The organism is Streptomyces sodiiphilus, assembly GCF_039529215.1.
GTDB classification, from domain to species: domain Bacteria; phylum Actinomycetota; class Actinomycetes; order Streptomycetales; family Streptomycetaceae; genus Streptomyces; species Streptomyces sodiiphilus.
This window is the reverse complement of the sequence record NZ_BAAAMJ010000029.1, coordinates 73,665-86,314: the sequence shown is the minus strand read 5'-3', so window position 1 is coordinate 86,314 and position 12,650 is coordinate 73,665. Positions and strand designations below refer to the sequence as shown.

12 protein-coding genes are annotated in these 12,650 nt (G+C 70.8%); 3 read left to right on the top strand and 9 right to left on the bottom strand.

Annotation, left to right across the window (positions count from 1 at the left end; genetic code table 11):
- Positions 1-108: 108 nt before the first annotated feature.
- The gene (locus ABD299_RS14005) at positions 109-897 is read right to left on the bottom strand and encodes an aldo/keto reductase (protein ID WP_425581333.1); all 789 of its coding nucleotides are present in this window, start codon (positions 895-897) and stop codon (positions 109-111) included.
- A 144-nt stretch (positions 898-1,041) separates the two neighbouring features.
- On the opposite strand from ABD299_RS14005, the gene ABD299_RS14000 reads away from it, so the two are divergent.
- Complete coding sequence (locus ABD299_RS14000) at positions 1,042-2,049, top strand: bile acid:sodium symporter family protein (RefSeq protein ID WP_344262109.1); 1,008 nt, start codon at positions 1,042-1,044, stop codon at positions 2,047-2,049.
- On the opposite strand, the gene fdhD is transcribed toward ABD299_RS14000, so the two are convergent.
- Both fdhD and ABD299_RS13990 read right to left on the bottom strand, forming a co-directional pair.
- Positions 2,013-2,852, bottom strand: a complete 840-nt coding sequence (fdhD, locus tag ABD299_RS13995) for a formate dehydrogenase accessory sulfurtransferase FdhD (protein WP_344262107.1) — start codon at positions 2,850-2,852, stop codon at positions 2,013-2,015. The genes ABD299_RS14000 and fdhD overlap by 37 nt on opposite strands.
- Positions 2,853-2,982: 130 nt before the next feature.
- The gene (locus ABD299_RS13990) at positions 2,983-3,579 is read right to left on the bottom strand and encodes a TetR/AcrR family transcriptional regulator (RefSeq protein ID WP_344262105.1); all 597 of its coding nucleotides are present in this window, start codon (positions 3,577-3,579) and stop codon (positions 2,983-2,985) included.
- A 118-nt stretch (positions 3,580-3,697) separates the two neighbouring features.
- On the opposite strand from ABD299_RS13990, the gene ABD299_RS13985 reads away from it, so the two are divergent.
- Positions 3,698-4,549 carry a class I SAM-dependent methyltransferase gene (locus ABD299_RS13985; protein ID WP_344262103.1) on the top strand — a complete coding sequence of 284 codons (852 nt, stop codon included), beginning with the start codon at positions 3,698-3,700 and terminating at the stop codon, positions 4,547-4,549.
- Between the two features lie 74 nt (positions 4,550-4,623).
- On the opposite strand, the gene ABD299_RS13980 is transcribed toward ABD299_RS13985, so the two are convergent.
- The 5 genes from ABD299_RS13980 to ABD299_RS13960 form a co-directional block, all read right to left on the bottom strand.
- The gene (locus ABD299_RS13980; RefSeq protein WP_344262101.1) at positions 4,624-5,487 is read right to left on the bottom strand and encodes a YihY/virulence factor BrkB family protein; all 864 of its coding nucleotides are present in this window, start codon (positions 5,485-5,487) and stop codon (positions 4,624-4,626) included.
- Between the two features lie 257 nt (positions 5,488-5,744).
- A complete protein-coding gene (locus ABD299_RS13975) occupies positions 5,745-7,202 on the bottom strand; it encodes a GH1 family beta-glucosidase (RefSeq protein ID WP_344262099.1) in 1,458 nt (485 codons plus the stop codon).
- A 70-nt stretch (positions 7,203-7,272) separates the two neighbouring features.
- Positions 7,273-8,199: a carbohydrate ABC transporter permease gene (locus ABD299_RS13970; protein WP_344262097.1), complete on the bottom strand. Its 927-nt coding sequence runs from the start codon at positions 8,197-8,199 to the stop codon at positions 7,273-7,275.
- 3 nt (positions 8,200-8,202) lie between these two features.
- The gene (locus ABD299_RS13965; protein ID WP_344262095.1) at positions 8,203-9,222 is read right to left on the bottom strand and encodes a carbohydrate ABC transporter permease; all 1,020 of its coding nucleotides are present in this window, start codon (positions 9,220-9,222) and stop codon (positions 8,203-8,205) included.
- 77 nt (positions 9,223-9,299) lie between these two features.
- The gene (locus ABD299_RS13960; RefSeq protein ID WP_344262093.1) at positions 9,300-10,607 is read right to left on the bottom strand and encodes an ABC transporter substrate-binding protein; all 1,308 of its coding nucleotides are present in this window, start codon (positions 10,605-10,607) and stop codon (positions 9,300-9,302) included.
- A 304-nt stretch (positions 10,608-10,911) separates the two neighbouring features.
- On the opposite strand from ABD299_RS13960, the gene ABD299_RS13955 reads away from it, so the two are divergent.
- Positions 10,912-11,928 carry a LacI family DNA-binding transcriptional regulator gene (locus tag ABD299_RS13955; RefSeq protein ID WP_344262091.1) on the top strand — a complete coding sequence of 339 codons (1,017 nt, stop codon included), beginning with the start codon at positions 10,912-10,914 and terminating at the stop codon, positions 11,926-11,928.
- Between the two features lie 24 nt (positions 11,929-11,952).
- Here the strand turns inward: ABD299_RS13955 and ABD299_RS13950 are convergent, their stop codons facing one another.
- Positions 11,953-12,648: a DUF4389 domain-containing protein gene (locus ABD299_RS13950; RefSeq protein WP_344262089.1), complete on the bottom strand. Its 696-nt coding sequence runs from the start codon at positions 12,646-12,648 to the stop codon at positions 11,953-11,955.
- Positions 12,649-12,650: the final 2 nt, after the last annotated feature.

The following is a 12,650-nucleotide window of genomic DNA, read 5'->3' as shown; positions in this document are numbered from 1 at the left end:
TTCCGCCGCACGCCCCAGGTCCCCGCCTCATCGTGACGGCCCGGTGGTTCTCACCCCGAAGGGTGAGGGCCACCGGGCCGTCGCGGGAGGATCGGCCACCGGTCCGGATCAGCGCGTGTTCATCTCGTCCGGGTCCGGGCCGATCCGGGTGCCGTTGTCCAGCCCGGCGATGAGCTGCATGTCCTCCGGGGCCAGCTCGAAGTCGGTCACGGCGAAGTTCTCCCGGATGCGGGAGGGGGTGACGGACTTCGGGATGACCACGTTGCCCAGCTGCAGGTGCCAGCGCAGGACCACCTGGGCCGCGGTCCGGCCGTGCTTCTCGCCCAGCTGCGTCAGCACCGGGTTGTCCAGCAGCTTGCCCTGGCCCAGCGGCGACCACGCCTCGGTGGCGATGTGGTGCTCGGCGTGCAGCGCTCTCGCCTCGGCCTGCGGGAAGCTGGGGTGCAGCTCGATCTGGTTCAGCGCCGGCACCACGTCGCAGGTGTCCAGAAGCCGGCGCAGGTGGGCGGGCTTGAAGTTGGACACCCCGATCGACCGGGCGCGGCCGTCGGCCAGGAGCTTCTCCAGTGCCCGCCAGGTCTCCAGGTAGAGGTCCTGCTCCGGCACCGGCCAGTGGATGAGGTACAGGTCGACGTACTCCAGCCTCAGCCTGGCCAGCGAGGCGTCGAAGGCCCGCAGCGCGGCGTCGTGACCGTGGTGGTTGTTCCACACCTTCGTGGTGACGAACACGTCCTCCCGGGGCAGCCCGGAGGCCGCCAGGCCCTTGCCGGTGCCCTCCTCGTTTCCGTAGATCGCCGCGGTGTCGATGCTGCGGTAACCCGCCTGCAGGGCGAGGCGCACGGTCTCGGACGCCTGCTCGTCGGGCACCTGCCAGACGCCGAAGCCCAGCTGGGGCATCTCGACACCATTGTTGAGAGTCACAAGGGGGGCGCTGCTCACGTGCGAATCGGTCCTTCTCTGTTGATTCCGGTTCGGAATTCTCTCGCTTCCCGTCGTCAACGATCTACCCCGCCACCGCATTCCCTCACCCCGGGGGAGAGAATGGCCCGCGTGCGCAGACTGGCCGGCCTGATCGACCCCTACATCCTGCTGCTGCTGGCCGTGGTCGGGCTGGCGGCCCTGCTCCCCGCCCGGGGAGCCGCCGCCGACGCCGCGCAGGGCGCCGCCACCGGCGCGATCGCCCTGCTCTTCTTCCTCTACGGGGCGCGGCTGTCCACCGCCGAAGCGCTCGCCGGACTCCGCCACTGGCGGCTCCACCTCACCATCGTGGCCTGCACCTTCGCCGTCTTCCCGCTGCTGGGCCTGGCCGCCCGCGGACTGGTGCCCTGGCTGCTGCCCCCCGAGCTCTACGCCGGGCTGCTCTTCCTGTGCCTGGTGCCCTCCACCGTGCAGTCCTCGATCGCGATGACCTCCATCGCCCGCGGCAACGTGGCCGCCGCCATCGCCGCGGGCTCCTTCTCCAGCCTCCTCGGCATTCTGCTCACCCCGCTGCTCACCGCCGCGCTCATCGGCGGCACCGGCATCTTCAGCCCCGACGCCCTGCTGCGCATCGGGGCCCAGCTGGCCCTGCCGTTCGCCCTCGGCCAGCTGCTGCGCCGCTGGGTCGGCGGCTTCGTCACCCGGCACCGCGCTGTCCTGTCGCTCGTCGACCGGGGATCCATCCTGATCGTCGTCTACGCCGCCTTCAGCCAGGGCGTCACCGCCGGGATCTGGAGCCAGGTCAGCTGGCAGCGGCTCGTGGCCCTGACCGGTGTCGCCGCGGTCCTGCTCGCGGTCATGCTGGTGCTCACCCACTACGGCGCGGTGAAGTTCGGCTTCGACCGCGGAGACCGGATCGCCATCGTCTTCGCCGGGTCGAACAAGTCCCTGGCCGCGGGCCTGCCCATGGCGAGTGTGCTGTTCGGGGCCCAGGCCGCGATGGCCGTCCTGCCGCTGATGATCTACCACCAGCTGCAGCTCGTCGTCTGCGCGGTGCTCGCCCGCCGGATGGCCCGGGAACCGGGACAGGGAGGTCAGTCCGCCCCCGGCGACGGCAGCCCCAGCCGCTGAGCACCGGTGTAGACGTTCATCGAGGCGCCGCGCAGAAAACCCACCAGCGTCAGCCCGGCGTCCTCGGCCAGGTCCACCGCCAGCGACGACGGCGCGGAGACCGCCGCCAGTACGGGGATGCCCGCCATCACGGCCTTCTGGACCAGTTCGAACGAGGCGCGGCCCGAGACCAGCAGCACCGTCCCGGCCAGCGGCAGCGCGTCCCGCTGCAGCGCCCGCCCCACCACCTTGTCCACCGCGTTGTGCCGGCCCACGTCCTCACGCACGTCCAGCAGTTCCCCGTCCGCCGAGCACAGCGCCGCCGCGTGCAGCCCGCCGGTGCGCTCGAACACCCGCTGCGCCGCGCGCAGCCGGTCCGGCAGCCCGGCCAGTACCCGGGGAGTGAGCAGAGGCCCTTCGGTCAGCGGCCAGCGCGCGGTTGTCCGCACCGCCTCCAGCGTGGCCTTTCCGCACAGCCCGCAGGAGGAGGTCGTGTAGACGTGGCGCCGCGCAGAGAAGCCGGGTACCGGCACCCCGTCCGCGAGCCGGACGTCCACCACGTTGTAGGTGTTGCGGCCGTCCTCGTCGGTCCCCGCGCAGTACGCCATCCGGGCCAGTTCGGCGGCCCGCCCCACCACGCCCTCGCTCACCAGGAATCCCGCCGCCAGCGCGAAGTCGTCGCCCGGCGTGCGCATGGTGACGGCCAGCGACTCGCCGTTCACCCGGATCTCCAGCGGCTCCTCCCCGGCGAGGGTGTCGACCCGCTCCACGGCGGCACCGTCCCGGATGCGCACCACCCGCCGTCGTCCGGTGACCCGTCCCACCGCCGATCACCTCCGCTTCCCGGCCGCCCGCACCTGCAGACCCCCACCCTACGGCGGCCCCGTCCGGCGGCCCCGGCAGCCCGGCGGACGGCCGCGAGGGAGAGGCCGTGAAGGCGGGGGAGACGTGTCGTCACGCCGCGGTGGCAGGGCCGATCACCGCTGCCACCAGATGCTCCACCAGCTGTGTGTCCTGCGACGGGCGGGAGCCGCGGGTCATCAGCAGGTGGTGGACGGTGCCGGCGACGGCCAGGGCGAGAGCGGGGCAGTCGGCGTGGGGAACGACACGGCCCAGCCTCTGCTCCGCCTCCAGGTAGTGGGACATGGCCTGCTCGGCCGTGGCGGGGCCCGGTTCCCCTTCGGCCCAGGCGTGGCGGATCCGCTCGGTGACCTTGGGCCGGGAAAGTGCGGCTGCGGCGATCGCGGGTCCGTGCGAGCCGAGAAGGGCCAGCGCGGCGGTCGTCATGTTCCCGGTCACCGATCCCGAACCCGCCCGCGCGGGCAGCGGACCGACCTCGCCGGCGATCGACCGGAACCGGTTGAGGACGAGCTGGGCCACGAAGTCGTCGAGGTCGGTGAAGTGGCTGTGGATCAGCCCTTTTGCGCAGTCGGCCTCCTGAGTGATGGCCCGGTTGGTGAGTCCGGCCGGCCCCTCGCGGACCAGTACGCGCTCGGCGGCGGCGAACAGCCGCTCGCGGACGTCGGGGATTGCTACGCCGCGGGGCGCCATCGAGAACTCCTCCGGGAGGGCTTGTCAGTATGGGCGTTCGCCCATACTCTATGGGCGTTCGCCCATACTAGCTGTGCGTCCGCCGTCGGCTCTCAACGGAACCCCCTGGAGTGGCCCCATGAACACCCTCGTCAACACCGCACAGTCCCAGGCATGGAACGGCAGTGAAGGCCGGCACTGGAGCGATCACCACGAGCGCTGGAACGCGGTCAACGAAGGGTTCGACGCGCCGCTGCTGGAAGCGGCGGGAATCGGCGCGGGGGACCGGGTGCTCGACATCGGGTGCGGCACCGGACAGACCACCCGCCTCGCCGCTCGCCTCGCGGCCCCGGGGGCGGTCCTCGGCCTCGACCTCTCCGAGCCGATGCTGGCCCGGGCCCGCACCCTGTCCGCCGCGGAGGGGCTGACCGGAGTCGTCTTCCGGCAGGGCGACGCTCAGGTTCACCCCTTCGCACCGGGAAGCTTCGATGCCGCGATCAGCCGTTTCGGGATCATGTTCTTCGAGGACCCGATCGCCGCCTTCACCAATATCCGCTCAGCCCTCCGTCCGGGCGGCAGGCTCGCCTTCGTCTGCATGTCCGATCCCGGCCTCTGCGAATGGACAGGGCTGTTCGGCGCCCTTCACGGCACGGATGAAGAGCATCCCTCCTCCCCCGCAGAGGCCTCCGCGGAGCCGGGGATGTTCTCGCTGGCCGACCCCGGGGAGGTGCGCCGCGTTCTCACAGCGGCCGGTTTCGAGTGCATCGGACTGCGTCCGGTGGAGTACCGGGGCCGCTGGGGGGCCGATGTCGCCGCCACCGTCGGGTTCCTGCTGTCCTCCGGCCCCGTCCGCCACATGCTCGACCACATGGACCCGGTCGCAACCGAGCGGGCGCGGCAGGACTTCACCGACAGGCTGCGGGAGCACGCCCGACCGTCCGGGGTGTACATGCGGACGGCCGCCTGGCTGGTCACCGCGGTCCGGCCCTGAGCACCACCGGCATGCCGCGGCGCACGGGAACTCCCGGTGGGTCCGGTGTCACGTCCCCTGCCCGGGCCGACGGCTCATCGGCCGGGCGGGGAAGAGGGGCGCAGCGGGGGCCTGACGAGTTCGGTGTTGAACTGGGCGCCGGCCAGCAGGGCCAGGTTCGACACCCACAGCCACACCAGGAAGACGATGATCCCGGCCAGCGACCCGTACAGCCGGTTGTAGGTCGTCACCTGCGAGGCGTACAGCGCGAAGCCGGCCGACGCCACCAGCCACAGCACCACCGCGAGTGCTCCGCCGGGCGCGCCGCGCCACACCCGGCGCGCCTGCGGCGGCCCGGTCCGGAAGAGGATCAGCACCAGCCCGGTCACCAGCGCCAGCAGCAGCGGCCACTTCGCCGCGTTCCACGCGGCCACCGCGAGCCCGGCGATGTCCAGCAGGCGCCCGATGGCCCGCACCGCCTCCTCCGTCAGCACCAGTACGGCCGCGCTGGTCACCAGCAGCAACAGCAGCCCCAGGGCGGTCAGCGCCGTCCGCGGCACCGCGCGGCGCGCCGGCCGGCGGTCCGGGATGTCGTGCATCAGGTGCAGCACTCGCCGGAACACGGTCAGATAGCTGTAGGAGGACACCAGCGCACTGGCCGTGCCCACGCCGATCAGCAGCCACGCGGCCGACGACTGGTCCGCCATCTCGCGCAGCACCGACCGCAGATCGCCCCGCGAACCGGCCGGCACCACGGCGGTCACCTGGTCGATGAGGTCCCGGGCCGCGGACGGGAACGCCAGCCCGATCACCGACACCGCCACCAGCAGCGCCGGGAAGACGGCGAGTACCGAGTAGTACGTAAGGGCCGCCGCCCAGTGATCGACGTCGTCCCGCCACAGGGCCACCGGGGTGCGCCGCAGCGCCCGCCGCCACTGCGCGGGTGGCGGCGCGGGCACCTTCGGGTGTGTCGCCGGAGGCGAGTCCACTGTGCCCACCAGGCCCTTTCCGCACGAGAACCCCGGCATCCGCCGGGGCCGTCATTCCTTCCCGTGATCCTAGGCGCGATGCGTACCCGGTGGGGGCGCCCGGGGGCGCCCCCACCCCTCCCGGGGGCGCACCCTGCCGCCCCCGCGCCCCCGGGTGTGTCACGGCGTCACCGCGAAGCCACCGTGACACACCCGGGGAGCCTTCCCCCGCTGTTTCCCCGGCGGGTTCAGCCCCGCTCGGCCGCCGGCGGCAGTACGCCGCCGCGCGCCACACGGGCGTACCAGCGGGCACTCGACTTCGGGATACGGCGCTGCGTCGGGTAGTCCACGTACACCGTCCCGAAGCGCTTGCTGTAGCCGTAACCCCACTCGAAGTTGTCGAGCAGGGACCACAGGAAGTAGCCCCGCACGTCCGCGCCGTCCTGGATGGCCCGGTGCACCGCCGAGAGATGTCCGTGCAGGTAGGCGATCCGCTCCGGGTCCCGGACCTCGCCCTCGGGGCTGACGTAGTCGTCGAACGCCGCCCCGTTCTCCGTGATCATCACCGGAAGCCGCGGGAAGTCCTGCTTCACCCGCATCAGCAGCTCGTACAGCCCGCTGGGGTCGACCGCCCAGCCCATCGCCGTGGTCGGTCCCTGCGGAACGTGGAAGGCCACGTCGTCACCGCCGGGCCAGGGGCTGAACTCGCTCGCACCGTGTCCGTCCGACCGCTTCGACCCCTCGCCCGAGGCGGCCGACACCAGGGTCGGCGAGTAGTAGTTGACACCCAGGAAGTCCAGCGGCTGCCGGATCGTGCCGGTGTCGCCGTCCTGCACGAACGCCCAGTCCGTCAGATGCGCGGTGTCCCGCAGGACATCCTCCGGGTACGCGCCCCGCAGCATCGGGCCGGTGAACACCCGGTTGGCCACCCCGTCGATCCGACGCGCCGCGTCCACATCCTGGGACCGGTCCGTCAGAGCGCGTACGTGATGCAGATTGAGGGTCACCGACACCTTCGCGTCGGCCGGCAACTGCGCCCGCAGCGCCTGGACGGCCATGCCGTGCCCCAGGTTCAGATGGTGCGCGGCACGCAGCGACGCCACCTGGTCGGTGCGTCCCGGCGCGTGCACCCCCGAGGCGTAGCCGAGGAACGCGCTGCACCACGGTTCGTTCAGGGTGATCCAGGTCCGTACCCGGTCGCCCAGCGCCTCTGCCGCCAGGGCGGCGTACTCGGAGAAGCGGAGCGCCGTCTCGCGTTCCGGCCAGCCGCCCGCGTCCTCCAGCTCCTGCGGAAGGTCCCAGTGGTAGAGGGTGGCCACCGGCTGGATGCCCTTGGCCAGCAGCTCGTCGGCCAGGCGGCGGTAGAAGTCCAGGCCCTTCTGTACCGACGGGCCCCGTCCGGTGGGCTGCACCCGCGGCCAGGAGAGGGAGAACCGGTAGGCGCCGACCCCGAGGTCGGCCATGATCCGGACGTCCTCGCGCCAGCGGTGGTAGTGGTCGGTGGCGATGTCCCCGGTGTCCCCGTTGCGGACCTTGCCGGGCGTGCGGGAGAAGGTGTCCCAGATGGAGGGAGTGCGGCCGTCGGTGTCCGCGGCCCCCTCGATCTGGTAGGCGGCGGTCGCCGTCCCCCACAGGAAGTCCTGAGGGAAGACGCGCTCGGTGGAGTCCGCGCCCGCGGGCGCGACGGTGTCGGATGCGGTGGCCACGAAGGTCCTTCCGGAAGTGGGGCAGGAATGGATTCGGGGGAGTGGGGGGAGGTCCGCGCGGGGCGGTCCCTCAGCCCTTGACCGCTCCCTGCATGATGCCGCCGACTATCTGGCGGCCGAACACGACGAACATGACCAGCAGCGGCAGGGTGCCGAGCAGCGCGCCGGCCATGATCACCGACTGGTCGCGCACATAACCGGCGCTCAGCTGGGTCAGGGCGACCGGAACCGTCGGATTGCTCATGTCCAGGGCGATGAACGGCCAGAAGAAGTCGTTCCACGCGTGGACGAAGGTGATCATGAACAGCACGGCCATCGCCGGTCTGGCGACCGGCAGCACGATGCTCCAGAAGATCCGCAGCGAGTGTGCTCCGTCGACCCGGCCGGCCTCGACGAGTTCGTCCGGCAGGGCCTCCTTGAGGTACTGCCGCATGAAGAACACGCCGACGGCGCTCACCAGCGTGGGGAAGATGACCGACGGCAGTCGCTGACCCCAGCCGAGTTCGGACATCATCATGAACAGCGGCACCACACCCAGCTGGGGCGGCACCATCATCGTGCCGATGACCAGCATCATCAGGATGTTGCGGCCCTTGAAACGCAGCTTGGCGAAGGCGAAGCCGGCCAGGGTCGCGAACAGCACGGTGGACAGCGCGATGGTGCCCGCGACGATCAGGCTGTTGATCATCGCCTTGCCCATCGCGGCGTCCTGCCAGGCCGTCGCGAGGTTGGAGAACAGGTTGGGGCCGGGGAGGAACGGCGGAGGCGTCTGGGTCACCCGGGTGTTGTCCGTCGACGCCGCCACCATCGTGAAGTAGAGCGGGAAGAGGGACAGCAGCGAGATGAGGATCAGCAGCCCGTAGGCGACCGGACCGGCGTGGTGCTGGCGCCCCGCTCCCGGACGCAGGGACAGCCGCGGCCGGCGGCCGGCGGGGGAGTCGTCCTCCAGGGGCCGCGCTCCGGCGGCCGCCCCGGCCCGGACGGTATCGGTGGACATGGCTTACCGCTCCTGTCGGGACGAGATCCGCGCGAACACGCGCTGGAGGACGAAGACGAGGATGAGCAGCAGGAACATCGCCCAGGCGACGGTCGCGGCGCGGCCCATCTGGTAGTTGCGCCAGCCCTCCTCGTACAGCAGCAGCCCGAGCGTCTGGTACTGGTTCTCCGCTCCGCCGGTGATGCCGTTCGGGCCCTGGCCGAAGATCAGCGGCTCACCGAACAGCTGGGTGGCGCCGATGGTCGACAGCACGATGGTGAAGACGATCGTGGTCTTGATGCCGGGGATGGTGACCTGCCGGAACTGCTGCCAGCGCGAGGCACCGTCGATCGCCGCGGCCTCGTACCGGTCCTTGGGGATCGCCTGCATCGCGGCCAGGTACAGCAGCGCGTTGTAGCCGGTCCACCGCCAGATCACGATGCAGGAAATGGCGATCTGGGCAGGCCACTTGTTGGCCTCCCAGTCGATGGTGTCCACACCGAACAGACTCAGGAACCAGTTGATCATTCCGAAGTCGCGCTCGAAGATCATGGTGAACACCAGCGCGGCCGCACCGACCGAGGTGGCGTACGGCGTGAGCGCGGCGACCCGGAAGAACGCCGAACCCTTCAGGTGGTAGTTGAGAAGGTGCGCCAGGCCCAGCGCCATCAGCAGCTGCGGAACGGTGGAGATCACACCGATGGTGAAGGTGTTCAGCAGGGCGTTCCAGAACTGCTCGTCCTGCCACAGCCGGACGTAGTTCGCGAACCCGAGCCACTCCCGGGAGTGCAGCGTCGCGAGTTCCACCCGGTGCAGCGAGATCCACGAGGTGTACAGCAGCGGATAGAAGCTGAAGGCGGCGAAGATGACGAAGAACGGCGCGATGAAGGTGTAGGGCGCCGCTCCGAGATCCAGCCGGTGCAGCAGGTTGCGCCACTTCTGCCGTGGACGGTCACCGTCACGGCCGGTGCGGCGGCCCCCCGGCGGGCCGGCCGCGGCATGCTTGGGCCCGGCGGCCTCGGGTGGCGAGGTGGAGGTGGCCACGAGGAGGGCTTCCTTCCCTGAGACGCGTGAATCGNGCCGCCGGCACGGCGGCCACTCGCTCCTCAGGGGCGGCTGGTTCAGCCGACGGCCTTCTCGATGCGGTCGTCCGTGGTGTCCCACGCCTCGTCCGCGCTCCTGCCCTGCGACTCGATCAGCTGCAGGCCCTGGGAGAACAGGTCCTTGATGGTGCCGTCCTTGCGGCCGAGCACCTGCTCGTCGGGGATCTCCTGGGCGGCGGCGCCGAAGATCTCACCGATGGGGGCGTCACTGAAGTACTCGGAGGTCGCACCCGTCACCGCGTCCGACTGCAGGGCCTCCTGGGAGGACGGGAAGTTGCCCAGCTCGCCGAAGAGGTACTCCTGCTGCTCCGGCGCGGTCAGCCAGGCCACCAGCTTCTTGGCCTCCTCCTGCACCGGGCTGTCCTCCATCACGCCGAGGAAGGAACCGCCCCAGTTGGCGCCCTTCGGGGCCTTGGCGACATCCCACTTGCCCGCGTTGTCCGGGCCGGCCTTCTCGCTGATGTGGCCGAGCATCCACGCCGGGCAGACGGTGGTGGCGAAGGTGCTGTTGGCCAGTCCCGGGTCCCAGCCGGGCTGGAACTGCCGCAGCGCGGCGGTCATTCCGGAGGAGGCCGCCTGGGAGGCCAGCTCCCACGCGTCCTGGATGACCGGGTTCTCCTGGTGGATCAGTTCGCCGTCACGGTCGTAGAACTGCTCGGAGTGGCCGTAGATCATGGCGTTGAACAGGCCGGTGGAGGAGTCGATGTAGGAGGCGTCGCCGTCGTAGTTGGCCTGGAACTTCTCGCCGACCTCGACGAACTTCTCCCAGTCGCCGTCCCACAGCGCGGCGACCTCGTCGCGGTCGGTCGGGAGCCCGGCCTCCTCGAACATGTCGCTGCGGTAGCAGACCGCCATCGGGCCGATGTCCGTGCCCAGGCCGATCACCTTGCCGTCGTTCGTGGTGACCTGGCTGAGCTTCCAGGGCAGGAAGTGGTCGGTGCCCTCGACGTCCGACAGGTCGGCGAACCTGTCCGCCTGGGTGTCGACGAGCTCCTTGGCCCGGCCGATCTCGATGCCCTGGATGTCCTTCAGGCCGCTGCCGGCCGCCAGGTGTGTCTGGAGCGCTGTGTAGTAGGTCTGCTCGTCACCGGCGACCTCGGCCTCGATCTTGATGCCGGGGTTCTCCTCCATGTAACGGTCCAGCAGCTCGGTCTCCTTGAAGCCCATCACACCGAACAGGCCCATGGAGATGGTGATGTCGCCGTCACCGGAGCCGGAGCCGCCCCCGTCGTCGGAGCCCCCGCACCCCGCCACGAGAGCGAGAGAGACCACGGCAGCGGCGCCGGCGACGGCTCTCCTGCCGAGTATGTTCCGGACATTGCTCATTACGTCCTCCTTGCGGCGACAATGTCGCCCCGAGACCGAGTGCCGCGCTCGCCAGGGCCACGTGATGGGATCGTTCCCATCGTGGTGGGATCGATCCCACCGAGCTGTGCAAGACTGTCCGCCGAAGACACGCACGTGTCAAGCACGGAAGTCGATCCCGTTGCCGGAATGTGTCCTGGCTCCCACCGCAAGGTGAGGAGCCGGGGACAGGGCGCCGCGATCGGGTTCCGGCCTGCACCGATGACGTACCTGCCGGGCCGGGGGAAGAGGCTCCGCGGGGGGACCGAGAGAGGACGAGAGGACCATGGGCGACAGCCGGCGGCCGACCATCAAGACCGTGGCCGCGCGGGCCGGAGTGGGCCGCACCACGGTCTCCCGGGTCCTCAACGGCTCCCCGCTCGTCAGCCCGGAGGCGAGGGCGGCGGTGATGGAGGCCATAGCCGAGCTCAACTACGTGCCCAACTCCGTGGCCCGCAGCCTGGTCACCAGCAGGACGGACTCCATCGCCCTGGTCATCCCCGAATCGGAGAGCCGCCTGGGCGCGGAGCCCTACTTCTCCGCCATCATCCGCGGAGTGAGCCTGCAACTGGCCACCACCCGTGTCCAGTTGCTCCTCACTCTCGTCCGCGACCAACGCGAGCTGGACCGGCTCACCGAGTTCCTCTCCGCCCGGCGGGTCGACGGGGTGCTGCTGGTCTCGGTGCACCGTGACGACCCGCTGCCCGGGCTTCTGCAGGAACTCGGCCTGCCGACCGTGCTGGCCGGCCGCCGCTCACCGGACGAGCCGCTGAACCACGCCCACTCCGACAACGTCGGCGGCGCGACCGAGGCGGTACGCCACCTGCTGGAACGCGGCCGCCGCAGCATAGCGACGATCACCGGGCCGCTGGACATGGAAGTGGGCAACAGCCGCCTGCAGGGGTGGGCGGACGCCCTGGCCGAGGGCGGCATCGAGCCCGACGACGCCCTCGTCGCCCCTGCCGACTTCACCGAGGAGGGGGGACGCGTGGCCATGCGCGCTCTGCTGGAGCGCCGCCCCGCTCTGGACGCGGTCTTCGCCGCGTCCGATGTGATGGCCGCCGGCGCGCTCGCCGAGCTGAACAGGCGGGGGCGGCGCGTCCCGGACGACGTGGCCGTTGTCGGCTTCGACGACTCCATCGTCGCCCGGCACACCGATCCGCCCCTGACCACCGTCCGGCAGTCCGTCGAGGAGATGGGCCGTACCATCACCCGGCTTCTCCTCCAGGAGATCGCCGAACCCGGGAGCGCGGAGAAGTGTGTGCTGCTGCCCACCTCCCTCGTCGTCCGCGACTCCACCTGAGCCGGGAGAGAGCGCGGCCGGCGCTCAGGGGGTTCCCGGGGCCGGAGGCTGCGGCCCGTCCGCCGGCTCCGGCGCCGGGCCCGGTTCCCGGCCGCCCATGTCGAGGCGGAACGGTGGATAGGTGTCCGTCATCAGCGCCGCGTAGACCTTCACCCGGACCGTCCAGCGGACCAGTCCCGTCAGGAAGTCGAACAGCGGCCGTGGATAGGTGGCGGTGAACGCCAGGACGACCACGGCGACCAGGGAGAGGAACGGCACGAGCCCGGGGTACCACTCCCGCTCCCAGCTGCCGCCCATCAGGACCGCGACCACGATGTACTGCGGAACGGCCAGCAGCCACCACTTGACCAGGACCAGCCCGCGGGAGAGCCGCTGGGGGTACGCGATCTCCAGCCGGAACGGGTAGTCCGGCACGTCCGCCGTAGTGAACGGCGGGTACCGGTCGGTGCCCAGCACGGTGAAGGCGTAGTAGAGAACCCGCCAGTGCCAGCGCAGCACCCCCACGTTGAAGTCGAAGAGCGCCCGGGGGTAGCGGGCGGTGAACAGGATGGCGAAGAACGCCACGATCGTCAGCAGGACGAAGGCGATCCACAGAAAGGCGAGCACGATGTAGTGCGGGATGGCCAGGAACCACTTCACCAGCCACATCCACCGGGTCAGTCCCGGGTCCACCGAGGCTTCCACCCGCAGCGGATGGGGGCGTGCTGCCGCAGCTGCCATCG